21 protein-coding genes are annotated in these 23,624 nt (G+C 69.6%); 5 read left to right on the top strand and 16 right to left on the bottom strand.

Annotated elements, in window-relative coordinates; genetic code table 11:
- Positions 1-15 precede the first annotated feature (15 nt).
- From fahA to ACGFML_RS20955, 3 genes are all read left to right on the top strand, one after another.
- Positions 16-1,293: a fumarylacetoacetase gene (fahA, locus tag ACGFML_RS20965; protein WP_393545770.1), complete on the top strand. Its 1,278-nt coding sequence runs from the start codon at positions 16-18 to the stop codon at positions 1,291-1,293.
- Positions 1,290-1,967, top strand: coding sequence for a GPP34 family phosphoprotein (locus ACGFML_RS20960; protein WP_393545769.1), 678 nt, complete (start codon positions 1,290-1,292; stop codon positions 1,965-1,967). Before fahA ends, ACGFML_RS20960 begins: the two co-directional genes overlap by 4 nt.
- A gap of 188 nt (positions 1,968-2,155) precedes the next feature.
- Complete coding sequence (locus ACGFML_RS20955; RefSeq protein WP_393545768.1) at positions 2,156-2,650, top strand: hypothetical protein; 495 nt, start codon at positions 2,156-2,158, stop codon at positions 2,648-2,650.
- Between the two features lie 87 nt (positions 2,651-2,737).
- Here ACGFML_RS20955 and nuoN read toward each other — a convergent pair whose 3' ends face one another.
- The 14 genes from nuoN to ACGFML_RS20885 are packed head-to-tail and all read right to left on the bottom strand — an operon-like array spanning position 2,738 to position 18,882.
- Positions 2,738-4,390 (bottom strand): NADH-quinone oxidoreductase subunit NuoN, encoded by a 1,653-nt coding sequence (gene nuoN / locus ACGFML_RS20950; protein WP_393545766.1) that lies wholly within the window; start codon positions 4,388-4,390, stop codon positions 2,738-2,740.
- Positions 4,387-6,045, bottom strand: coding sequence for an NADH-quinone oxidoreductase subunit M (locus ACGFML_RS20945; protein ID WP_393545764.1), 1,659 nt, complete (start codon positions 6,043-6,045; stop codon positions 4,387-4,389). The genes nuoN and ACGFML_RS20945 overlap by 4 nt, the downstream gene beginning before the upstream one ends.
- A gap of 3 nt (positions 6,046-6,048) precedes the next feature.
- Positions 6,049-7,932: an NADH-quinone oxidoreductase subunit L gene (gene nuoL, locus ACGFML_RS20940; protein WP_393545762.1), complete on the bottom strand. Its 1,884-nt coding sequence runs from the start codon at positions 7,930-7,932 to the stop codon at positions 6,049-6,051.
- A 13-nt stretch (positions 7,933-7,945) separates the two neighbouring features.
- Positions 7,946-8,245 carry an NADH-quinone oxidoreductase subunit NuoK gene (gene nuoK / locus ACGFML_RS20935; protein ID WP_393545760.1) on the bottom strand — a complete coding sequence of 100 codons (300 nt, stop codon included), beginning with the start codon at positions 8,243-8,245 and terminating at the stop codon, positions 7,946-7,948.
- Positions 8,242-9,111, bottom strand: coding sequence for an NADH-quinone oxidoreductase subunit J (locus ACGFML_RS20930; RefSeq protein ID WP_393545758.1), 870 nt, complete (start codon positions 9,109-9,111; stop codon positions 8,242-8,244). The genes nuoK and ACGFML_RS20930 overlap by 4 nt, the downstream gene beginning before the upstream one ends.
- A complete protein-coding gene (gene nuoI, locus ACGFML_RS20925; RefSeq protein WP_393545756.1) occupies positions 9,108-9,719 on the bottom strand; it encodes an NADH-quinone oxidoreductase subunit NuoI in 612 nt (203 codons plus the stop codon). The genes ACGFML_RS20930 and nuoI overlap by 4 nt, the downstream gene beginning before the upstream one ends.
- Positions 9,712-11,100: an NADH-quinone oxidoreductase subunit NuoH gene (gene nuoH / locus ACGFML_RS20920; RefSeq protein ID WP_393545754.1), complete on the bottom strand. Its 1,389-nt coding sequence runs from the start codon at positions 11,098-11,100 to the stop codon at positions 9,712-9,714. Before nuoH ends, nuoI begins: the two co-directional genes overlap by 8 nt.
- A complete protein-coding gene (locus tag ACGFML_RS20915; protein WP_393545752.1) occupies positions 11,100-13,631 on the bottom strand; it encodes an NADH-quinone oxidoreductase subunit G in 2,532 nt (843 codons plus the stop codon). The genes nuoH and ACGFML_RS20915 overlap by 1 nt, the downstream gene beginning before the upstream one ends.
- Positions 13,628-15,001 carry an NADH-quinone oxidoreductase subunit NuoF gene (gene nuoF / locus ACGFML_RS20910; protein ID WP_393545750.1) on the bottom strand — a complete coding sequence of 458 codons (1,374 nt, stop codon included), beginning with the start codon at positions 14,999-15,001 and terminating at the stop codon, positions 13,628-13,630. The genes ACGFML_RS20915 and nuoF overlap by 4 nt, the downstream gene beginning before the upstream one ends.
- Positions 15,001-15,888 (bottom strand): NADH-quinone oxidoreductase subunit NuoE, encoded by an 888-nt coding sequence (gene nuoE, locus ACGFML_RS20905; protein WP_393546384.1) that lies wholly within the window; start codon positions 15,886-15,888, stop codon positions 15,001-15,003. Before nuoE ends, nuoF begins: the two co-directional genes overlap by 1 nt.
- 17 nt (positions 15,889-15,905) lie before the next feature.
- Complete coding sequence (locus ACGFML_RS20900) at positions 15,906-17,228, bottom strand: NADH-quinone oxidoreductase subunit D (protein WP_393545748.1); 1,323 nt, start codon at positions 17,226-17,228, stop codon at positions 15,906-15,908.
- Positions 17,228-17,962, bottom strand: a complete 735-nt coding sequence (locus ACGFML_RS20895; protein WP_393545746.1) for an NADH-quinone oxidoreductase subunit C — start codon at positions 17,960-17,962, stop codon at positions 17,228-17,230. Before ACGFML_RS20895 ends, ACGFML_RS20900 begins: the two co-directional genes overlap by 1 nt.
- Complete coding sequence (locus tag ACGFML_RS20890) at positions 17,959-18,513, bottom strand: NADH-quinone oxidoreductase subunit B family protein (RefSeq protein ID WP_046927389.1); 555 nt, start codon at positions 18,511-18,513, stop codon at positions 17,959-17,961. The genes ACGFML_RS20895 and ACGFML_RS20890 overlap by 4 nt, the downstream gene beginning before the upstream one ends.
- 9 nt (positions 18,514-18,522) lie before the next feature.
- Entirely contained in the window at positions 18,523-18,882 is a 360-nt protein-coding gene (locus ACGFML_RS20885; RefSeq protein ID WP_030262580.1) for an NADH-quinone oxidoreductase subunit A, read from the bottom strand.
- Positions 18,883-19,651: 769 nt separating this feature from the next.
- On the opposite strand from ACGFML_RS20885, the gene ACGFML_RS20880 reads away from it, so the two are divergent.
- Positions 19,652-20,449 carry a C40 family peptidase gene (locus ACGFML_RS20880; RefSeq protein ID WP_393545744.1) on the top strand — a complete coding sequence of 266 codons (798 nt, stop codon included), beginning with the start codon at positions 19,652-19,654 and terminating at the stop codon, positions 20,447-20,449.
- Between the two features lie 308 nt (positions 20,450-20,757).
- Here ACGFML_RS20880 and ACGFML_RS20875 read toward each other — a convergent pair whose 3' ends face one another.
- On the bottom strand, positions 20,758-22,077 hold the full coding sequence (locus tag ACGFML_RS20875) for a geranylgeranyl reductase family protein (RefSeq protein ID WP_393545742.1): 1,320 nt from the start codon (positions 22,075-22,077) through the stop codon (positions 20,758-20,760).
- Between the two features lie 123 nt (positions 22,078-22,200).
- Between ACGFML_RS20875 and ACGFML_RS20870 the strand changes: the two genes are divergently transcribed.
- Complete coding sequence (locus tag ACGFML_RS20870) at positions 22,201-22,782, top strand: GNAT family N-acetyltransferase (RefSeq protein WP_393545740.1); 582 nt, start codon at positions 22,201-22,203, stop codon at positions 22,780-22,782.
- A gap of 97 nt (positions 22,783-22,879) precedes the next feature.
- Here ACGFML_RS20870 and ACGFML_RS20865 read toward each other — a convergent pair whose 3' ends face one another.
- Positions 22,880-23,545: a hypothetical protein gene (locus ACGFML_RS20865; RefSeq protein ID WP_393545738.1), complete on the bottom strand. Its 666-nt coding sequence runs from the start codon at positions 23,543-23,545 to the stop codon at positions 22,880-22,882.
- Positions 23,546-23,624 lie beyond the last annotated feature (79 nt).

The following is a 23,624-nucleotide window of genomic DNA, read 5'->3' as shown; positions in this document are numbered from 1 at the left end:
AACGAGGAGCTGTCCATGCCCGAGCAGAGCCCGTTCGACCTGGCGGAAGGCGATCCCTTCGGCCCGCACACCCTCCCCTACGGCCTCTTCAGCACGACCGAGGCGCCCGAGCGGCGCAGACTCGGCGTCCGCTACGGCAACCACGTCCTCGACCTGAGCGCGCTGCCGGGCGCCCTGCCCGACGTCCTGCGCCCGTCGCACACCGCGCTGCTCACCGCGCCGACCCTCAACCCACTGCTCGCCGCGGGACGTACGGTCTGGCACGAGGTCCGCGCGGCCGTGCGCACCGCCCTCACTGCCTCCGCGCACCGCCCCGCGGTGACACCTCTCCTCCTCCCCCTCGACGAGGTGTCCCTCCACCTCCCCTTCGAGGTCGCCGACTACGTCGACTTCTACTCCAGCGAGCACCACGCCACGAACGCCGGCCGGATCTTCCGCCCCGACGGCGCGGCGCTGCCCCCCAACTGGAAGCATCTGCCGATCGGTTACCACGGCCGGGCCGGCACCGTTGTGGCCACCGGCACCCCCGTGGTGCGCCCCAACGGCCAGCGCAAGGCCCCGGCGGACTCCGCTCCGACCTTCGGCCCGTCCGCCCGCCTGGACATCGAGGCCGAGGTCGGCTTCGTCGTCGGCGCGCCCTCCGCCCTCCACGAGCCGGTGGGCCTCGACTCCTTCCGTGACCACGTCTTCGGCGTCTGCCTCGTCAACGACTGGTCCGCACGTGACATCCAGGCCTGGGAGTACCAACCGCTGGGCCCCTTCCTCGGCAAGTCCTTCGCCACCTCCGTCTCCGCCTGGATCACCCCGCTCGACGCCTTCGACGAGGCCCGTACGGCACCACCCGCCCGGGATGTCCCGCTCCTGCCCTATCTCGACGACACCGGCGCGGAACCGGGCGGCCTCGACATCCGCATCGAGGTGTCCCTCAACGGCCGGGTCCTCTCCCGCCCGCCGTTCTCCACGATGTACTGGACGGCCGCCCAGCAGCTGGCCCATATGACGGTGAACGGCGCCTCGTTGCGCACCGGGGACCTGTTCGCGTCCGGCACCGTCTCCGGTCCCGAACCCGATCAGCTCGGCTGCCTGCTCGAGCTCACCCACGGCAAGGGCCCCTACCTCCAGGACGGCGACGAGATCACCCTCGGCGCCTGGGCCCCTGGCCCCGATGGCGCGCGGATCGGCCTGGGCGAGGTCACCGGACGCGTCCTGCCCGCGCTCGAGCTGGGCACGGCCCCGGCCGCCGTCGGCGCGGGTTCGGCGACGCCCGCCCCAGCAGGCCGGGAGGCCACATGACGGCCGCAGACGGCCCCGGTTCGCCAGGTCTCACCCTCGCCGAGGAACTGCTGTTGCTCGCCATGGACCCGGCCCGCGGCCGCCCCCTGAACAACCCCAAGTACCTGCGCTACGGCCTGGCGGGCGCGGCGCTGGCCGACCTGGAGGCGGCGGGCCGGATCGCGGTCGAGCGCGGCGACCGGGTCTCGGTGGCCAATCCGCTGCCGATGAACGACCCGGTGCTGGACGGCGCGCTCGCCGCGCTGCCCGACCCGGGCAAGAGCCGCAGGGCGAACGTCAAGGCACAGCGCTGGGTACGCACCGCCGCGCGACCGGTGCACGAACTGTGCCTGCGGCGCCTGGTGGAACGCGGCGCGATACGCCGCGAGCCCCGGCGTGCCCTCGGCCTCTTCCCGTACGACCGGTATCCCGCCGGCGAGGTCGACCTGACCAACCCGGCCCGCGCCCGCTTCCGCTCCGCGGTCGACGCCGGCCTCCCGGGCCACCGCGAGCGCGTCCTGGCCGCCTTCGCCTCCGCCACCGACCTGGATTCCAAGCTCCTGCCCGGCGGGGCCTTCCGCGCCCAACGCCGCGAGCACAAACGGCTCGTCAAGCAGATGTGGACCGCCCACGCGGCCTACCACGCCGTCCAGCTGGACAAGAGCTCGGCGTCGAACGCGGGAGGCAGTACGTAGCCGGGGCGGCGACTCGGCACGGAGACGGGCGGGCGGTCCGACGGCCCAGGGGCGTGGGAGGGGGCGGGGGGGGGGAGGCCGGGGCCGGGCCCCCGCCCAGCGCCGCCGCCCCACTCGCCTGCACCACCCCGCCCCATCCCTCGGCTGCTAGCCTCGCCTCTCCCTGTCCCACAACGGAGGAGACGTACGTGCGCAAGGCAACGCAGATCGCCGGGGCGGCCGCGATCGCCGCGATGCTGCTCAGCGGTTGCGGAAGCAGCGGCGACAAGGGCAGCGACAGCACGCCGAGCAAGGCGCCGGAGAGCGGGCCGTCGACTCCGGGCGGCGACGGTGCCGGGGACGGCAAGACCACGGGCGGCAAGGCGTTCGAGGGGGCCTGGAAGGCCGGGTCGGCCGACAGCTCGCTGATCCTCATGATCACCAAGGGCACCGTGGCGCTCGCCGACGGGCACAAGACCGCCTGTATGGGCAAGGTGCAGGAGATGGGCGGCATGACGGCGGCCGCGCTGACGTGCACCAAGGGCGACGACACCCGCACCATGGGCACCCTCAAGCCCGGCTCGGACGGTAAGACACTGACGGTCAGCTGGAAGAACGGGCCGACCGAGAAGTACACCAAGTCCACCGACGGCAGCGTGAAGATCCCGGACATGCCGAAGCTGCCGAGCATGCCCAGCAGCTGAGAGTCCGCACGTCATACGGCCGCCGCCCGGAACCCAAAGGGTTCCGGGCGGCGGCCGTATGACGCGTACGGCGGTGGAGTGGCGTCGTCAGCGGATGAAGACCCCCGCCTGGCCGGCCAGGTCGAGGAAGTACTGCGGCGCCAGGCCCAGCACCAGTGTCACGGCGACGCCGATGGCGATGGCCGTGGTCGTCAGCGGGCTGGGGACGGCGACGGTCGGGCCGTCCGCCTTCGGCTCGCTGAAGAACATCAGCACGATGACGCGGATGTAGAAGAACGCCGCGATGGCCGACGAGATGACACCGACCACGACCAGCCAGCCCGCGCCGCTCTGGGCCGCCGCCTTGAAGACGGCGAACTTCCCGGCGAACCCCGAGGTCAGCGGGATGCCGGCGAAGGCCAGCAGGAAGACGGCGAAGACCGCGGCCACGAGTGGCGAACGGCGGCCCAGCCCGGCCCACTTGGACAGGTGGGTGGCCTCGCCACTCGCGTCCCGCACCAGGGTGACGACCGCGAACGCGCCGAGTGTCACGAACGAGTAGGCCCCCAGGTAGAACAGCACCGAAGAGATGCCGTCCTCGCTGGTGGCGATGACACCGGCGAGGATGAAACCGGCGTGCGCGATGGAGGAGTAGGCCAGCAGCCGCTTGATGTCGGTCTGGGTGATGGCGACGATCGCGCCTCCCAGCATCGTGATGATCGCCACGCCCCACATCACCGGCCGCCAGTCCCACCGCATGCCCGGCAGGACGACGTACAGCAGGCGCAGCAGCGCGCCGAAGGCAGCGACCTTGGTGGCGGCCGCCATGAAGCCGGTGACCGGGGTCGGGGCGCCTTGGTAGACGTCCGGCGTCCACATGTGGAAGGGGACCGCGCCGACCTTGAACAGCAGCCCCATCAGGACCAGGGCCGCGCCGATCAGCAGCAGCGCGTCATTGCCCATCGTGCCCGCCAGCGCCGGGTCGATCTGCTTGGCGCCGTCCGAGATGACCTCGGCGATACCGGAGTAGGTGACTGTGCCCGCGTAGCCATACAGGAGGGCGATGCCGAACAGGAGAAAAGCGGAGGAGAAGGCGCCGAGGAGGAAGTACTTGACCGCGGCTTCCTGGGAGAGCAGGCGCTGGCGGCGGGCCAGCGCGCACAGGATGTACAGCGGGAGGGAGAAGACTTCCAGGGCGATGAAGAGGGTCAGCAGGTCGTTGGCCGCCGGGAAGACCAGCATGCCGCCGATCGCGAAGAGAACGATCGGGAAGACCTCGGTGGTGGTGAACCCGGCCTTGACCGCTGCCTGTTCGGCGGCGCCGCCGGGAACGGCCGCGGCCTGGGCCGCGAACGAGTCCACCCGCTTGCCGTGCGCGGCGGGGTCGAGCCGACGCTCGGCGAAGGTGAAGACGGCGACGAGGGAGACCAGCAGGATCGTGCCCTGGAGGAACAGGGCGGGGCCGTCCACGGCGATGGCGCCCATCGCGGCGATATGCGCCTTGGACGAGCCGAAGCCGCCCGCGGCCAGGCCGACCACCGCGGCGAACGCGGCGGCCAGCGACACCACGGACAGCATCAGCTGGGCGTAGTAGCGGCTGCCGCGGGGCAGCAGTGCCTCGATCAGGACACCGATCACCGCGGCACCCAGGACGATCAGTGTCGGCGACAGCTGGGCGTACTCGATGTGCGGCGCCGGGATCCGGCCCGGCACTTCGGCCGCCACTGTCCACAGGCTGTGGACACTTGCCACGGAACTCACTTCGCGGCCTCCACGTCTTGATCACGCACGGCATGACCGTGCCGGCCTCCACCGGGCACGGCGTCCACCTGCACGGCGGGCTTGGGGTCCTTCTTGTCCACGACGGACAGGGTGTGGTCCACCGCAGGATTGACGATGTCGGTGAGCGGCTTGGGGTACACCCCGAGGAAGAGCAGCAGCGCGATGAGCGGCGCGACCACCACCAGTTCCCGGGCCCGCAGGTCGGGCATGCTGCGCACCTCGGCCTTCACCGGGCCGGTCATCGTCCGTTGGTAGAGGACGAGGACGTAGAGCGCGGCGAGGACGATGCCGACGGTGGCGATGATGCCGATGACCGGGTAGCGGCTGAACGTGCCGACCAGGACCAGGAATTCGCTGACGAACGGGGCGAGCCCGGGCAGCGAGAGCGTCGCCAGCCCGCCGATCAGGAAGGTGCCGGCGAGGAGCGGGGCGACCTTCTGCACGCCACCGTAGTCAGCGATCAGACGCGAGCCGCGCCGGCTGATCAGGAAGCCGGCCACCAGCATCAGCGCGGCGGTGGAGATGCCGTGGTTGACCATGTAGAGCGTCGCGCCGCCCTGGCCCTGGGACGTCATGGCGAAGATGCCCAGGATGATGAAGCCGAAGTGGGAGATGGAGGCGTAGGCGATCAGGCGCTTGATGTCGCGCTGCCCGACGGCCACCAGCGCGCCGTAGACGATGCTGATCAGTGCCAGGACCAGGATGACCGGAGTCGCCCAGCTGCTGGCCTCCGGGAAGAGCTGGAGGCAGAAGCGGAGCATCGCGAAGGTGCCGACCTTGTCGACGACGGCCGTGATCAGCACCGCCACCGGGGAGGTCGCCTCGCCCATGGCGTTGGGCAGCCAGGTGTGCAGCGGCCACAGCGGCGCCTTCACCGCGAAGGCGAAGAAGAAGCCGAGGAAGAGCAGCCGTTCGGTGCCGGTGCCGAAGGTGAGCTTGCCGGACGCCCGCGCCTCGACGATCTGCTGAAGCGAGAAGGTGCCGTTGCCGAGCTGGTCGGCGGTGACCGCGTACAGCCCGATCACCGCGGCCAGCATGATCAGGCCGCCGACGAGGTTGTAGAGCAGGAACTTCACCGCGGCGTAGGACCGCTGGGTGGCGGCCTGCTCTTCGCCGTGTGCTCCGGCGAGATCCCCGAAGCCGCCGATGAGGAAGTACATCGGGATGAGCATGGCTTCGAAGAAGATGTAGAAGAGGAAGACGTCGGTGGCCTCGAAGGAGATGACCACCATGGCCTCGACGGCCAGGATCAGGGCGAAGAAGCCCTGGGTGGGCCGCCAGCGGCGGTTGGGCCTGTCCTCTTCCAGGGGGTCCGCGTCGTGCCAGCCCGCCAGGATGACGAACGGGATCAGCAGGGCGGTCAGCGCGATCAGAGCGACCGCGATGCCGTCCACGCCGAGTTCGTAGCGGACCCCGAAGTCCCGGATCCAGGAGTGCGATTCGGTGAGCTGGAAGGGGCTCTTGGCGCCCGGCGCGAAGCGGAACGCGATGAGCAGGGCCAGCACGAAGGTGGCCAGCGAGAACACCAGCGCCAGCCATTTGGCCGCGGTGCGCTTGGCGGCGGGCACCGCGGCGGTGGCGATCGCGCCGATCGCCGGGACCGCGGCGGTCGCCGTCAGCAGGGGAAAGGACATGGGTCAGACACCCCTCATCAGCAGGGTCGCGGCGACGAGAACGGCGGCCCCGCCCAGCATCTGGACCGCGTACGAGCGGACGAAGCCGCTCTGCAACTGGCGCAGCCGGCCGGAGAGTCCGCCCATCGTGGCCGCCGTGCCATTGACCGCGCCGTCCACCACGGAATGGTCGAGATAGACGAGTGTGCGGGTCAGGTGTTCGCCGCCACGTACCAGGACGACGTGGTTGAAGTCGTCCTGGAGCAGATCGCGGCGGGCGGCGCGGGTGAGCACCGAGCCGCGCGGTGCGGTGGCCGGTACGGGCCTGCGGCCGTACATCGCCCAGGCGATGCCGACGCCGATGACCAGGACGACCATGGTCGCGCCGGTGACGGTGGTGGCGCTGAGCGGCGAGTGGCCGTGGGCGAAGGACGTGACCGGCTCCAGCCACTTCACGAACGACTCGTTGATGCTGAACAGGCCGCCCGCGAAGACCGATCCGAAGGCCAACACGATCATCGGGATCGTCATGGACTTGGGGGACTCGTGCGGGTGGGTCTTCTCCGGATCCCAGCGCTTCTCGCCGAAGAAGGTCATCAGCATCACCCGGGTCATGTAGAACGCGGTGATCGCTGCGCCCAGCAGGGCCGCGCCGCCGAGGATCCAGCCCTCGGTGCCGCCCTTGGCGAACGCCGCTTCGATGATCTTGTCCTTGGAGAAGAAGCCGGACAGCCCGGGGAAGCCGATGATCGCCAGATAGCCGAGGCCGAAGGTGACGAACGTGACCGGCATGTACTTCCGCAGGCCGCCGTAACGGCGCATGTCCACTTCGTCGTTCATGCCGTGCATCACGGAACCGGCACCGAGGAAGAGGCCCGCCTTGAAGAAGCCGTGGGTGACCAGATGCATGATCGCGAAGGCGTAGCCGATGGGGCCGAGACCGGCGGCCATGATCATGTAGCCGATCTGCGACATCGTCGAGCCGGCCAGCGCCTTCTTGATGTCGTCCTTGGCGCAACCGACGATCGCACCGAAGAGGAGCGTGACCGCGCCGACCGCGACGACGGCCGTCTGGGCGGTGGGTGCGGCGTTGAAGATCGCCCCGGAGCGGGTGATCAGATACACGCCGGCGGTGACCATCGTGGCGGCGTGGATCAGGGCCGAGACCGGGGTCGGGCCCTCCATCGCGTCGCCGAGCCAGGACTGCAGCGGCACCTGGGCCGACTTGCCGCATGCGGCCAGCAGCAGCATCAGCCCGATGGCCGTCAGCTTGCCCTCGCCGGTGTCCCCGGTCGCGGCGAGCACCGGGCCGAAGGCGAACGTCCCGAAGGTCGTGAACATCAGCATGATCGCGATGGACAGGCCGATGTCGCCGACCCGGTTGACCAGGAACGCCTTCTTGGCGGCCGTGGCCGCGCTGGGCTTGTGCTGCCAGAATCCGATCAGGAGGTACGAGGCGAGGCCGACGCCCTCCCAGCCGACGTACAGCAGGAGGTAGTTGTCGGCGAGGACCAGCAGCAGCATCGCCGCCAGGAACAGGTTGAGGTAGCCGAAGAAGCGGCGCCGTCGTTCGTCGTGCGCCATGTAGCCGATCGAGTAGATGTGGATCAGCGATCCGACACCCGTGATCAGCAGGACGAACGTCATCGACAACTGGTCGAGCTGGAAGGCGATATCGGCCCGGAAGCCGCCGACCGGGATCCAGCTGAACAGATGCTGATGGAGGGCACGGTGCTCGGCCCCCTTGCCGAGCATGTCGACGAAGAGCGCCACGGCGACGGCGAACGAGCCCACCGCGAACAGCGAGCCGATCAAGTGGCCGGTGCGGTCGAGTCGTTTCCCACCGCACAGCAGCAGGGCCGCACCGACCAGCGGTACCGCGACAAGCAGCGCGATCAAGTTCTCCACTTTGTGCGACCCCTTACAGCTTCATCAGGCTGGCGTCGTCGACCGATGCCGTATGACGGGTGCGGAAGATCGACACGATGATCGCCAGGCCGACCACGACCTCGGCCGCGGCGACGACCATCGTGAAGAAGGCGATGATCTGGCCGTCCAGATTCCCGTGCATCCGCGAGAAGGTCACGAAGGCGAGATTGCAGGCGTTGAGCATCAGCTCGATGCACATGAACACCACGATGGCGTTCCGCCTGATCAGCACCCCGGCTCCGCCGATGGTGAACAACAGGGCGGCCAGATAGAGGTAGTAGACCGGGCTCATTTCTTGGCCTCCTCCTTCGGGGCCACCGGGCCGGACGACGAGGACGGTGGCTCGGCCGGCGGTTCGGAACCCCGCTCCAGCCATTCCTCCGAGCGCTGCTCCAGCGCCTTGAGCTCGGCGAGCGACTTGCGGGAGACGTCGCGGATCTGGCCGCGCGCCCGCAGCGTCGGGTTGACGGTCAGCTCGGAGGGGGTGCCGTCGGGCAGCAGGCCCGGGATGTCCACGGCGTTGTGCCGGGCGTAGACCCCGGGAGCGGGCAGCGGGGGCACCTGCTTGCCTTCCTTGATCCGCGCGATGGACTGCTCGCGCTGGGTCCTGGCACGCTCCGTGCGCTCGCGATGGGTGAGCACCATCGCGCCGACGGCCGCCGTGATGAGCAGCGCGCCGGTGATTTCGAAGGCGAAGACGTACTTGGTGAAGATGAGTGCGGCCAGGCCCTGCACATTGCCGCCGGCGTTGGCCTCGCCCAGGCCGTTGAACTCCGTGAGCGAGGCGTTGCCGATGCCGGCGATGAGCAGGATGCCGAAGCCGAGGCCGAGGCCCGCGGCGAGCCAGCGCTGGCCTTTGAGGGTCTCCTTGAGGGAGTCCGCCGCGGTGACACCGACGAGCATGACGACGAAGAGGAACAGCATCATGATCGCGCCGGTGTAGACGACGACCTGGACGACGCCGAGGAAGTAGGCGCCGTTGGCCAGATAGAAGATCGCCAGGATGATCATGGTCCCGGCGAGTGAGAGGGCGCTGTGCACGGCCCGCTTCATCAAGATCGTGCACAGGGCGCCGAGGACGGCGACGGTGCCCAGGATCCAGAACTGCACGGCCTCCCCGGTGGACGTCGTGGAGGCCGCGGCGGCGAGGCCGGTCATGACTGCACCCCCTTTTCGGTGGCGTCCCCGGCCCGGCCTGCGGGCTCCGTCGGGGGCTCCTCGCCCTTGGTCACCGCGATCTGCCGCTCGGTACCGGGTGCGGCCTCGGTCACCAGCCCGCTGTAGTAGTCCTTGTCCGTCATGCCGGGATAGATCGCATGCGGCGAATCGACCATGGTCTCCTCCAGGCCCGCGAGCAGCTCCTCCTTGGTGTAGATGAGCGATTCGCGGGACCGGTCGGCGAGTTCGTACTCGTTGGTCATGGTCAGTGCGCGGGTCGGGCAGGCCTCGACGCACAGCCCGCACAGGATGCAGCGCAGGTAGTTGATCTGGTAGACGCGGCCGTACCGCTCGCCCGGGGAGTAGCGCTCCTCCTCGGTGTTGTCAGCGCCCTCGACGTAGATCGCGTCCGCCGGACAGGCCCAGGCGCAGAGCTCGCAGCCGATGCACTTCTCCAGGCCGTCCGGATGGCGGTTGAGCTGATGGCGGCCGTGAAAGCGCGGGGCCGTCGGCTTCTTCTCCTCCGGGTACTGCTCGGTCAGCCGTTTCTTGAACATGGCCTTGAAGGTCACGCCGAAACCGGCCACAGGGTTCTGGAACTCAGGCACCGTCGCCCCCCTTTCCGTCACTTTCACTTTCGTCACCGACAGTGTCCACCCGACCACTGACAATCAGCTCCCCGCCGTGGCGAGGCCGCCGGCGCGGCACGGGTGGCAGGCTCTGGCCGGGCAGCGGTGGTACGGGGAATCCGCCGGCCATCGGGTCGAACTCCCCGGCGCCGTCCGGCTCCTCCTCCCGTTCGCTGTTCCGGAAGAAGTCCACGACGAGCGAGATCAGCAGCAGGGCGATGGCGGCCCCGGCGACGTAGAGCACGATCTGCTGGAAGTCGTAGCCCTCGTTCTTCAGCGCCCGGACGGTGGCGACCAGCATCAGCCAGACCAGCGAGACGGGGATGAGGACCTTCCAGCCCAGCTTCATGAACTGGTCGTAGCGCACACGCGGGAGCGTGCCGCGCACCCAGATGAAGAAGAACAGCAGCAGCTGCACCTTGATGACGAACCAGAGCATCGGCCACCAGCCGTGGTTCGCGCCCTCCCACACCGTGGTGATCGGGTACGGCGCCTTCCAGCCGCCCAGGAAGAGGGTGACCGCGACCGCCGAGACGGTGACCATGTTGATGTACTCGGCGAGCATGAACATCGCGAACTTGATCGACGAGTACTCGGTGTTGAAGCCGCCGACGAGGTCGCCCTCGGACTCCGGCATGTCGAACGGCGCCCGGTTGGTCTCCCCCACCATGGCGATGATGTAGATGATGAAGGAGACCGGCAGCAGCAGGACGTACCACTTGCTCTGCTGCGACTCCACGATCGTCGACGTCGACATCGACCCGGAGTAGAGGAAGACCGCCGCGAAGGACATGCCCATCGCGATCTCGTACGAGATCATCTGGGCGCAGGAGCGGAGACCGCCGAGCAGCGGGTAGGTGGAGCCGGAGGACCAGCCCGCCAGAACGATGCCGTAGATGCCCACCGAGGCCGTGGCCAGGATGTAGAGGATGCCGATCGGGAGGTCGGTGAGCTGCATCGGGGTGCGGACGCCGAAGATCGAGACCTCGTTGTCGGCGGGCCCGAAGGGGATCACCGCGATCGCCATGAAGGCCGGGATGGCCGCGACGACCGGCGCGAGGACGTAGACCGCCTTGTCGGCCCGCTTGACGACCAGGTCCTCCTTCAGCATCAGCTTGATGCCGTCGGCGAGGGACTGGAGCAGGCCCCAGGGGCCGTGCCGGTTGGGGCCGATGCGCAGCTGCATCCACGCGACGACCTTGCGCTCCCAGACGATGGAGAACAGCACGGTCAGCATGAGGAACGCGAAGCAGAAGACCGCCTTGATGACGACCAGCCACCACGGGTCGCGGCCGAACATCGACAGGTCTTCCTGCGCCAGCGCGGGCCCCATGGCTGCCAGTTGATCGAGCCGCTGCATCAGACCTCCCTCTCCTCTACGGGCTCCGGCGTACCGGATACGGCGGAGACCTTCACCAGCTCACCGGGGCGCGCCCCGGTGTCGGCGGCGACGCCGGCGCCCACGGAATTGAGCGGCAGCCACACCACCCGGTCGGGCATCGGTGTGATCTGGAGCGGCAGGTGAACCGATCCGGCCGGTCCGGTGACCGCCAGGAGGTCGCCGTCCTTGACGCCGGTCTCCTGGGCGGTGGCCTCCGACAGCCGGGCGACCGCGGCGTGCCGGGTGCCGGCCAGCGCGTCGTCGCCCTCCTGGAGCCGGCCCCGGTCCAGCAGGAGGCGGTGTCCGGCGAGTACGGCCTCGCCGGTGTCGGGACGGGGCAGCGGGCGCCCCGTCTCCTGGGGCTCGCCCGCGTACGGGCCGTCCCAGCCGCCGAGGCGGTCGAGTTCGCGGCGTACCGAGCGCAGGTCCGGCAGGCCCAGGTGGACATCGAGGGCGTCGGCGAGCATGTGCAGGACCCGGGCGTCCGGCAGCAGATGCCGGCGGGTCATCTGGTCGGGTTTGAGGGCGGCCTCGAACAGCCGGGCCCGGCCCTCCCAGTTGAGGAACGTGCCGGCCTTCTCGACCACGGCCGCCACCGGGAGGACGACGTCCGCCCGTTCGGTGACCTGCGAGGGGCGGAGTTCCAGGCTGACCAGGAAGCCGACCTCGTCCAGGGCGGTCAGTGCGCGGGCCGGGTCCGGCAGGTCGTCGACCTCGACGCCGGCCACCAGGAGTGCGCCCAGTTCGCCGGTCGCCGCGGCTTCGACGATCTGGCCGGTGTCGCGTCCGTGGCGGTGCGGGAGCTCGGCCACGCCCCAGGTGGCGGCGACCTCGTCGCGGGCCCGGGGGTCGGTGGCCGGCCGACCGCCGGGCAGCAGCCCGGGCAGCGCGCCCGCCTCGACGGCGCCGCGCTCGCCGGCCCGGCGCGGGATCCACACCAGCCGCGCGCCGGTGGCGGAGGCGGCGCGGACCGCGGCGGTCAGGGCGCCCGGCGTCGTGGCCAGCCGCTCGCCGACGACGATCACCGAGCCCTCCGCGCGCAGCGCCTCGGCCGCGGCGCGGCCTTCGTCCTCCAGGCCGACGCCGCCCGCGAGTGCGTCCAGCCATTCGGCTTCGGTGCCGGGCGCGGCCGGGAGCAGGGTGCCGCCCGCCTTGATCAGACCGCGGGAGGCGTAGGGGGACAGGCCGTAGGTGCGCTGGCCGCTCTTGCGGTGCGCCTTGCGCAGCCGCAGGAAGACGCCGGGCGCCTCCTCCTCGGCCTCGATGCCGGCGAGGAGGACGGCAGGTGCCGCCTCCAGCGCCGTGTAGGTGAGGCCGCCGCCGTCCAGGTCGCGGCCGCGGCCGGCGATCCTGGCCGCGAGGAAGTCGGCCTCCTCGGCGCTGTGTGCCCGCGCCCGGAAGTCGATGTCGTTGGTGTCCAACGCGATCCGGGCGAACTTGGCGTAGGCGTAGGAGTCCTCGACGGTCAGCCGGCCGCCGGTCAGGACGCCGGTGCGCCCCTTGGCCGCGGCCAGCCCGCGGGCTGCGGCCTCGAGTGCCTCGGGCCAGTTCGCCGGCTCCAGTTCACCGCTCTCGGCGTTGCGGACGAGGGGCTGCTCCAGCCGGTCCCGCTGCTGCGCGTAGCGGAAGCCGAACCGTCCCTTGTCGCAGATCCACTCCTCGTTGACCTCGGGGTCGTTCGCCGCCAGCCGGCGCAGGACCTTGCCGCGCCGGTGGTCGGTGCGGGTGGCGCAGCCGCCCGCGCAGTGTTCGCACACCGACGGCGAGGAGACGAGGTCGAAGGGCCGGGAGCGGAAGCGGTAGGCGGCGGAGGTGAGGGCGCCGACCGGGCAGATCTGGATGGTGTTGCCGGAGAAGTACGACTGGAAGGGGTCGCCCTCTCCGGTGCCGACCTGCTGGAGGGCGCCGCGCTCGACCAGCTCGATCATCGGGTCGCCGGCGATCTGGTTGCTGAAGCGGGTGCAGCGCGCGCACAGCACGCACCGCTCGCGGTCCAGCAGCACCTGCGTGGAGATCGGCACCGGCTTCTCGAAGGTGCGCTTCTTGCCCTCGAAGCGCGAATCCGGGTCGCCGACCTGCATCGCCTGGTTCTGCAGCGGGCATTCGCCGCCCTTGTCGCAGACCGGGCAGTCCAGCGGGTGGTTGATCAGCAGCAGTTCCATGACCCCGCGCTGGGCCTTCTCGGCCACCGGGGAGGTGAGCTGCGATTTGACGACCATGCCGTCGGTGCAGGTGATGGTGCAGGAGGCCATCGGCTTGCGCTGGCCCTCGACCTCGACGATGCACTGACGGCAGGCGCCGGCCGGGTCCAGCAGCGGATGGTCGCAGAAGCGCGGGATCTCGATGCCGAGAAGTTCGGCGGCGCGGATGACCAGCGTCCCCTTGGGGACGGAGATCTCGATGCCGTCGATCGTCAGGGTGACGAGGTCCTCCGGCGGGATCGCCGCCTCGCCGCCCCCGGTGGGGCCCGCGGCGGAGCCGCTGTTGGCCCCCGTTGTCGTGACGGTCATGCATTCACCCCCAGGTGGGCGTCGTTGTCGGCCCACAGGGTCGACTTGGCGGGGTCGAAGGGGCAGCCCTTGCCGGTGATGTGCTGCTCGTACTCCTCGCGGAAGTACTTGAGCGAGGAGAAGATCGGCGAGGCGGCGCCGTCGCCGAGGGCGCAGAAGGACTTGCCGTTGATGTTGTCGGCGATGTCGTCGATCTTGTCGAGGTCGTCCATGACGCCCTTGCCGGCCTCGATGTCGCGCAGCAACTGCACCAGCCAGTAGGTGCCTTCGCGGCAGGGTGTGCACTTGCCGCAGGACTCGTGGGCGTAGAACTCGGTCCAGCGGGTGACGGCCCGTACGACGCAGGTGGTCTCGTCGAAGCACTGGAGGGCCTTGGTGCCGAGCATCGAGCCGGCGGCGCCGACGCCCTCGTAGTCCAGGGGGACGTCGAGGTGCTCGTCGGTGAACATCGGTGTGGAGGAGCCGCCGGGCGTCCAGAACTTCAGCCGGTGGCCCGGGCGCATGCCGCCGCTCATGTCGAGCAGCTGGCGCAGCGTGATGCCCAGCGGGGCTTCGTACTGGCCGGGGCCCGCGACGTGGCCACTGAGCGAGTAGAGCGTGAAGCCCGGGGACTTCTCGCTGCCCATCGACCTGAACCAGTCTTTGCCGTTGTTCATGATGGCGGGAACCGACGCGATGGACTCGACGTTGTTCACCACAGTGGGGCAGGCGTAGAGGCCCGCCACCGCCGGGAAAGGAGGACGCAGCCGGGGCTGTCCGCGACGGCCTTCCAGCGAATCCAGCAGCGCGGTTTCCTCACCGCAGATGTACGCGCCGGCGCCCGCGTGCACGATCACATCGAGGTCGAGTCCCGACCCGAGGATGTCCTTTCCGAGGAAGCCCGCGGCATACGCCTCCCGTACGGCCTCGTGGAGCCGTCGCAGTACGGGCACGACCTCGCCGCGCAGATAGATGAAGGCGTGGTGCGAACGGATCGCATGGCAGGCGATCACGATCCCCTCGATGAGGGAGTGCGGGTTCGCGAAGAGGAGCGGGATGTCCTTGCAGGTCCCGGGCTCCGATTCGTCGGCGTTGACGACGAGGTAGTGCGGTTTGCCGTCGCCCTGCGGGATGAACTGCCACTTCATGCCGGTCGGGAAGCCCGCGCCGCCGCGGCCGCGGAGCCCGGAGTCCTTGATGTAGGCGATCACGTCGTCGGGCGGCATGGCGAGGGCCTTGCGCAGGCCCTCGTAGCCCTGGTGCCGGCGGTAGGTCTCCAGTGTCCAGGATTCGGGCTGGTCCCAGAAGGCGGACAGGACGGGCGCGAGGATCTTCTCGGGGTCGCCCCCGGCCTCGGGCCGGGTGCCCCCGTACTCGGCTGCCACGGTCATCACTCCCCCTCCTCTGCTGCGGGTCCGGCCGGGTGCCCGGGGTCGGAGGCCGCGGTCTCCTGCGGTGCGTCGTGGGAGCTGGGGTGGCCCGGGGGCGCCTGGGTGTCGGGGCGGCGGCCGTAACCGCCGGCAGCCTCCGCGTCCGGTGCCGCGGCGGGGCCGGTCCCGTCGGTCGGGCCGCCGGCAGTGCGGGGCGCGATGACGTGGTCCGTGCCGCGGCCCGGTGCGGTCTCGCCCTTGGCCAGGCGGAGCCCGATCAGCGAGGCGGGGCCGGCGCCGCCGGTGGCCTCGACGGCGCCCGGCCGCTCGTCCGGGAAGCCGGCGAGGATCCGGGACGTCTCCTGGTAGGTGCACAGGGGGGCGCCGCGGGTGGGTTCCACCCGCCGCCCGGCCCGCAGGTCGTCGACCAGCCGCTTGGCCGTCTCGGGGGTCTGGTTGTCGAAGAACTCCCAGTTGACCATCACGACGGGGGCGAAGTCGCAGGCGGCGTTGCACTCGATGTGTTCGAGGGTGACGGCGCCGTCGTCGGTGGTCTCGCCGTTGCCGACCCCGAGGTGCTGCTTGAGCTCGTCGAAGATGGCGTCGCCGCCCATCACCGCGCACAGGGTGTTGGTGCAGACCCCGACCTGGTAGTCGCCGCTGGGCTTGCGGCGGTACATGGAGTAGAAGGTCGACACCGCCGTGACCTCGGCCGTGGTCAGGTCGAGCAGCTCGGCGCAGAAGCGGATGCCGGTGCGGGTGACGTGGCCTTCCTCGGCCTGCACGAGGTGCAGCAGGGGCAGCAGCGCGGAGCGCGAGCCGGGGTAGCGGGCGATCACCTCCCTGGCGTCGGCCTCCAGCCGGGCCCGTACGTCGGCCGGGTAGTCGGGGGCGGGGAGTTGGGGCATGCCCAGCTGGACGTCGTTCACCGGTCGACGCCTCCCATCACGGGGTCGATGGACGCGACGGCGACGATGACGTCGGCGACCTGGCCGCCTTCGCACATCGCCGCCATGGCCTGCAGGTTGGTGAAGGAGGGGTCGCGGAAGTGCACGCGGTAGGGGCGGGTGCCACCGTCGCTGACCGCGTGGACGCCCAGCTCGCCCTTGGGGGACTCCACGGCGGCGTAGGTCTGTCCGGGCGGGACCCGGAAGCCCTCCGTCACCAGCTTGAAGTGGTGGATCAGGGCTTCCATCGAGGTGCCCATGATCTTCTTGATGTGGTCCAGGGAGTTGCCGAGGCCGTCCGGGCCCAGGGCCAGCTGCGCCGGCCAGGCGATCTTCTTGTCCTCGACCATGACCGGCCCCGGCTCCAGCCGGTCCAGGCACTGCTCGACGATGCGCAGCGACTGGCGCATCTCCTCCAGCCGGATCAGGAACCGGCCGTAGGAGTCGCAGGTGTCGGCGGTCGGCACCTCGAAGTCGTAGTTCTCGTATCCACAGTACGGCTGCGTCTTGCGCAGGTCGTGGGGCAGTCCGGCGGAACGCAGCACGGGACCGGTGGCGCCGGTGGCCAGGCAGCCGGCCAGGTCGAGATAGCCGATGCCCTCCATCCGGGCCTTGAAGACGGGGTTGCCGGTGGCGAGCTTGTCGTACTCGGGGATGTTCTTGCGCATCTTCTTCACGAAGGCGCGCACCTGGTCGACGGCGCCCGGGGGGAGATCCTGGGCGAGGCCGCCGGGGCGGACGTAGGCGTGGTTCATCCGCAGGCCGGTGATCAGCTCGTAGATGTCGAGGATGAGTTCCCGGTCGCGGAAGCCGTAGATCATGATCGTCGTGGCGCCCAGTTCCATCCCGCCGGTGGCGATGGCCACCAGGTGGGAGGACATCCGGTTGAGCTCCATCAGCAGCACGCGGATGACCGAGGCCCGGTCGGGGACCTGGTCGGTGATGCCGAGCAGCTTCTCGACGGCCAGGCAGTAGGCGGTCTCGTTGAAGAACGGGGTGAGGTAATCCATCCGCGTGACGAAGGTGGTTCCCTGCGTCCAGGTCCGGTACTCGAGGTTCTTCTCGATGCCGGTGTGCAGATAGCCGATGCCGCACCGGGCCTCGGTGACGGTCTCGCCGTCGATCTCCAGGATCAGCCGGAGCACGCCGTGGGTGGAGGGGTGCTGCGGCCCCATGTTGACGATGATCCGCTCGTCGTCGGACTTGACGGCGGCCGCCGCGACCTCGTCCCAGTCGCCGCCGGTGACGGTGTAGACCGTGCCTTCCGTCGTGTCTCGCGGGGTTACAGGAGGAGTGGTCATCAGCTGTACGACCTCCGCTGGTCGGGAGCCGGGATCTGGGCACCCTTGTACTCGACGGGAATGCCGCCGAGCGGGTAGTCCTTGCGCTGCGGGAAGCCCTGCCAGTCGTCGGGCATCATGATCCGCGTCAGCGCCGGGTGACCGTCGAAGACGAGCCCGAAGAAGTCGTAGGTCTCGCGCTCGTGCCAGTCGTTGGTCGGATAGACGTCGACGAGCGAGGGCACGTGGGGGTCGGCGTCCGGGGCGGAGACCTCCAGCCGGATCAGCCGGTTGTGGGTGATCGAGCGCAGGTGGTAGACGGCGTGCAGCTCGCGGCCCTTGTCGCCGGGGAAGTGCACCCCGCTCACGCCCGTACAGAGCTCGAAGCGCAGCGCCGGGTCGTCGCGCAGTGTCCTGGCGACGGTGGGGAGGTACTCCCGCTCGATGTGGAAGGTCAGCTCGTCGCGGTCCACGACGGTCTTGGAGATCACGTTCTCCGGGACGAGGCCCTGTTCGTCGAGGGCGCCCTCCAGCTCGTCGGCGACCTCGTCGAACCATCCGCCGTACGGCCGCCGGGTCGCGCCGGGCAGCCGTACGGACCGGACCAGGCCGCCGTAACCGGAGGTGTCGCCGCCGTTGTTGGCACCGAACATGCCGCGGCGGGTGCCGATCACCTCGCCGGTGTCGTCACGCTGGACCGGGACGCCGCCGTTGCGGTTTCCCTGGTCGCCCTCGGGGTTCGTCGGCTCACTCACCGCAGCAGCCCCTTCATCTCGATCAGCGGGAGGGCCTTGAGCGCCGCCTCCTCCGCCTCGCGGGCCGCCTGCTCCTGGTTGACCCCGAGCTTGGTGTCCTGGATCTTCCGGTGCAGCTTGAGAATGGCGTCCATCAGCATTTCGGGGCGCGGCGGGCAGCCCGGCAAATAGATGTCAACGGGAACAATGTGGTCAACGCCCTGCACAATCGCGTAGTTGTTGAACATGCCGCCCGACGAGGCGCACACGCCCATGGAGATCACCCATTTCGGGTTCGGCATCTGGTCGTAGACCTGCCGCAGCACGGGCGCCATCTTCTGGCTCACCCGGCCGGCCACGATCATCAGATCCGCCTGCCGCGGAGAGCCGCGGAAGACCTCCATGCCGAAGCGGGCGAGGTCGTACCGCCCGGCGCCGGTCGTCATCATTTCGATGGCGCAGCAGGCCAGCCCGAAGGTCGCGGGGAAGACCGATGATTTGCGCACCCATCCCGCGGCCTGCTCGACAGTGGTCAGCAAAAAGCCGCTCGGCAGCTTCTCTTCAAGTCCCATGTGTGACCCCTAGTCCCATTCCAGGCCGCCACGACGCCAGACATAGGCGTAGGCGACGAAGACGGTGAGCGCGAAGAGGAGCATCTCGACGAGCCCGAAAAGCCCGAGGGCGTCGAAGGTGACGGCCCAGGGGTAGAGGAAGACGATCTCGATGTCGAAAACGATGAAGAGCATCGCCGTCAGGTAGTACTTGATCGGAAAGCGACCGCCGCCGGACGGCTGCGGGGTCGGCTCGATTCCGCATTCGTACGCCTCAAGCTTCGCCCGGTTGTAGCGCCTGGGTCCGACGAGCGTGGCCATCACGACAGAGAAGATCGCAAAGCCTGCCCCGAGGGCTCCCAGTACGAGGATGGGCGCGTAAGCGTTCACCGTCCTCGCTCCCTTCAGTCGACGATGACTGGATGGCGGTCCGCCCGGGCCCACCGACCGCCCCATGGAGATCGTGCACATGTGAGGCAGTTCACAAGCCCGAACGCCTGCATCTTATGCCCGCCGGTCTGTGATCTGCGACACGGGGTTCGACAACGACTTTGTGATCTTCACCACCTGACGAAGGATCATGAAGCCGGATGACTGGTGATCTTCGTACGGGAAGCACCCGAGTGATCACGAGAGGTGACATTCCTCGGGGTTACCGCTGGTCAGAGGTGTGGTTGCACTATCAAGTGATGGCCCGTGCAAGCAAATTGGCACGGGCCACGGTCAACTGCTATATGCATCCCACACCGTTGAGTGATCCGGCCGTGACGTGACCGTGATCATCGGCGCGTGCCCGCATTCACGAGCGGCCGAGGGCGTGACGATCGGGCGCGCGACCGGGCGAACCGCCGAGCGGCCCACGCCGTCAGATCACGGGAACATAACGGACACTCAAGAGTGACCTATCCCACGCACTTTCGGGCGGTAGGTCCTTGACGGCTGGGAAGCCTTGGCGTGGCGGATGTGGAGGTGATAAGCCCCTCCGACCCCGTTCTGCGGCAGCAAATGCCATGCACAGGAACATGATCGCGAAATCCGGACATCGCGCCGCGGCCTCCCCGCGCAACCAAAAGTCCCTTTTGTTCGTCGCGTACACGTCAAATGTGGTGGAGCCCACCTTTGTTGGCAGCAACCTTCGGCTCCTGATAGCCGTGGTGCCATGTCCCCGAACGCACTCATACCCAGCCACCGGAAGCCCCGCCGTTCCGCGTCCTCGCGGGCCCTGCGTGCGGGCGTGACCGGTGGCTTCCTCACCCTCGCGGTCACCGGCGCGACCGTGCCGGCCAACGCCGCGCAGAAGCCCGTCTCCGAAACACAGGAGATGCCCACCATCACGACGGCGCTGGCGACCAGCGCCGCCAAGAGCGCCGACACCGCTCAGCAGGTCGCGTTCAACTACGAGCGCGAGGCCCTCCAGGACAGCGCGCTCGCCAAGGCCGCCAAGGCCGCGGAGAAGCACAAGGCCGCCGCCGTGAAGAAGGCCAAGGCCGAGGCCGAGGCCAAGAAGAAGGCCGCGGAGGCCCGGGAGGCCAAGGAAGAGGCCCAGGCCCGCGCCTCCCGTTCCAGCGAGCGCACCTCCCTCTCCGCGACGTCCACCGCCACCGGCACCACCGCCACCCTGGTCTCCTTCCTCAAGGCCCAGCTCGGCAAGGCGTACGTCCTCGGTGCCACCGGCTCCTCCTCGTACGACTGCTCCGGTCTGACCCAGGCCGCGTTCAAGCAGGTCGGTATCGACCTGCCGCGCGTCTCCCAGGACCAGTCCACCGCCGGCACCCAGGTCGGTCTGGACAACCTCCAGGTCGGGGACATCCTCTACTGGGGCAGCGCGGGCAGCGCCTACCACGTCGGCGTGTACGTCGGTAACGGCAACTTCATCGGCGCCCAGAACTCGAGCACCGGCATCGTCGAGCGCCCGCTCAGCTACGACCAGCCGACCGGTGCGGTGCGCGTCCTCTGAGACCGCCGCCTTCCCGGAGCCTGTGACCGGAGCCTGTGAAGGGCCGCCCCCATCCCCAGGGGCGGCCCTTCGGCGTACCCCCGGCGCACACCGCGTCCGGTTCCCGCTTCCGCCTGCCGCCGCACACCCGCCTCACCGGCACACGCATCGGCCGGGCGCCGTCCGGCTCCTGCTCGCCGGACGGCGCCCGGCCGATGTCGCATGACCGCGGGGTTCCACGACCAGGCGCACCTGACCGGGCGCTTCACCCGGCACCTGGATGTCCCGCCCCGGGCGCTACTGCTCCCTGCGCCACCCGCGGCGCCGCCTCACGACCTCGGCGCCACCTTGCTCAGGCCGTTGATGATCCGGTCCATGGCGTCCCCGCCCGTGGGGTCCGTGAGGTTGGCGAGCATCTTGAGGGTGAAGCGCATCAGCATCGGATGGGTGAGACCGCGCTGGGTGGCGATCTTCATGATCTTGGGGTTGCCGATGAGCTTCACGAAGGCGCGGCCGAGGGAGTAGTAGCCGCCGTAGGTGTCCTTGAGGACCTTGGGGTAGCGGTGCAGCGCCAGCTCGCGCTGGGCATAGGTGGCGCGGGCCTGGGCCTGGACGACGACCTCGGCGGCGATGGCGCCGGACTCCATGGCGTAGGCGATGCCCTCACCGTTGAACGGGTTCACCAGGCCGCCGGCGTCGCCGACCAGGAGGAGGCCCTTGGTGTAGTGGGGCTGGCGGTTGAAGGCCATCGGGAGGGCCGCGCCGCGGATCGGGCCGGTCATGTTCTCGGGGGTGTAGCCCCAGTCGGCGGGCATCGAGGCGCACCACGCCTTGAGGATCTCGCGCCAGTCGAGCTCCCGGAAGGCGGAGCTGGAGTTGAGGATGCCCAGGCCGACGTTGCTCGTGCCGTCGCCCATGCCGAAGATCCAGCCGTAGCCGGGCAGGAGGCGGTCCTCGGCGCCGCGCCGGTCCCACAGCTCCAGCCAGGACTCCAGGTAGTCGTCGTCGTGCCGGGGAGAGGTGAAGTAGGTGCGTACGGCGACGCCCATCGGGCGGTCCTCACGGCGGTGCAGGCCCATGGCCAGCGAGAGCCGGGTGGAGTTTCCGTCCGCGGCGACGACGACGGGCGCGTGGAAGGTGACCGGGGTCTTCTCCTCGCCGAGCTTGGCGTGGACGCCGGTGATGTGGCCGGTGAGGTCGTCGACGACGGGCGCGCCGACGTTGCAGCGCTCGTAGAGGCGGGCGCCGGCCTTCTGGGCCTGGCGGGCGAGCTGCTCGTCGAAGTCGTCGCGCTTGCGGACCAGTCCGTAGTTCGGGTACGACGCGAGGTCGGGCCAGTCGAGCTGGAGGCGGGAGCCGCCGCCGATGATGCGCAGCCCCTTGTTGCGCAGCCAGCCCGCCTCCTCGGAGATGTCGATGCCCATGGCGACCAGCTGCTTGGTGGCGCGCGGCGTCAGGCCGTCGCCGCAGACCTTCTCGCGCGGGAACGCCGTCTTCTCCAGAAGGAGGACGTCCAGGCCGGACCTGGCCAGGTGGTAGGCGGTCGTGGAGCCGGCGGGCCCGGCGCCGACGACGATCACGTCCGCGCTGTGTTCAGAGCGGGGTGTGGTCACGGACTCGCTCACGGACGCGGGCGCTGACTCGGTCACGGGGGCTCTCCCGGAGGTCGATGGAAGCCGATGACGTCGATATCTGGATATCTGGGTGCCGACCGGCACGGGGCACGGGCAGTCTATGGGGGCCTTGGTGATCGGAAACTGAAGGGTTGCCCCATGAAGCCTGAGACCGTGGCCGGACCGACGGACGGCCCGGCGCCCGCGGACGCCCCTCCTGCGGCGTACGGACCGCTGCCCGCCGTCGAACTGCGCGTGCCCACCGAGGAGGACACGCTGCATTGGCACCGGGTCTTCAACGACGTGGAGGTCATGGAGTTCCACGGCGGCGCACCGGCCGAGTTCTCGGTGTACGAGGAGCTCACCGCGCGGCAGCGCCGGCACCACGCGGAGCGGGGGTTCTGCCTCTACACGCTGGTGGATCCGGCGGACGGCGAAGTCATCGGGTTCACCGGCGCGCAGCCGTGGCCGTGGGAGTGGGGCCCGGCGGGCGAGATCGAGATCGGCTGGCGGCTGGGGCGCGCGTACTGGGGCAAGGGGTATGCGACGGCGGCCGCGCAGGCGGCACTTGAGGCGGTACGGGCGGCCGGGGTGCGGGAGGTGGTCGCGATGGTGGACGCACGCAACGAGCGGTCCCTGGCGGTGGCCCGGCGGCTGGGGATGCGGCCGGCGGAGACGGTGATCACGCCGGTGGGGAAGCGGACGGCTTACTGCCATCGGCTGGAGATTCCGGCCCCGTAGCGGCCGGAGGTGGCGGGGCGTTGACCGGGGAGCGTTGACGGGTGCGGATGCGCTGTTCCCGTCAACGCCCCTGGTGGTACGGCAGGCGCGGGTTGCGTTACAGCCCGAGCGGGATGCGCGGGTCGCGCTCGAGCAGCTGGGAAATGCCCGCCTGCTGCGCCCGCGCGATCCGTGCGGGGTCGGCCTGCGCACGCTCCTTCTCGAACTTCGCCCAGCTCGCGGGCTGCATGAACAACATGTCGTTGCTGCCGGGGACAATCATGACGCCGCCGAAGGCAGGATCACCGGCGAACCAGGCTCCGCCGTCCTCGGCCACCTTGGGCCAACGCCGCACCGTCGAGGCATTCACGGCCCGCATACGCGGAGCGCCATGCTGGCCGCGGCTGGAGAGCTTGACCGTGTGAATGGTGCCGAGGTACTTCCACGCCTCCCCGTTCCTGTCTCCTTCCGCCTTCCTCTCCACTCGCGTGCGATATTCGAGCGGATAGGTGTGCAGAACCTTCCTGCACACGCCCAAGCGCCGCCCATGGATGAGTCGCAGCGCCAGGAAGATGAGTACGAACCCGCCGGGGACCAGAGGCAGCATCGTGAAGAAGGAATCCGGCACTCCCAGCGAGTACAAGACGAACGGCGACACGAACAGCGGGACGCCAATGGCGAGGCGTCCGGCGACATGCCGGTTCCGCAGTGCGGAGTTGTGTCTCAGGACCTGCTCGACATCAGGCGCCTCCGGCTGGTCCATCGCGTTCATGAAGTCCTCCATCCGAAAACGCTCCTCATCGCCGCCCCCACGGGATCCGGCTCCGGTAGTCCTCCGCCACCTCCTCGGCGGATGTCACCTC

It is taken from the genome of Streptomyces sp. NPDC048650 (genome assembly GCF_043199095.1).
Lineage (GTDB): Bacteria > Actinomycetota > Actinomycetes > Streptomycetales > Streptomycetaceae > Streptomyces.
This window is presented reverse-complemented; position numbering and strand designations above follow the sequence as displayed.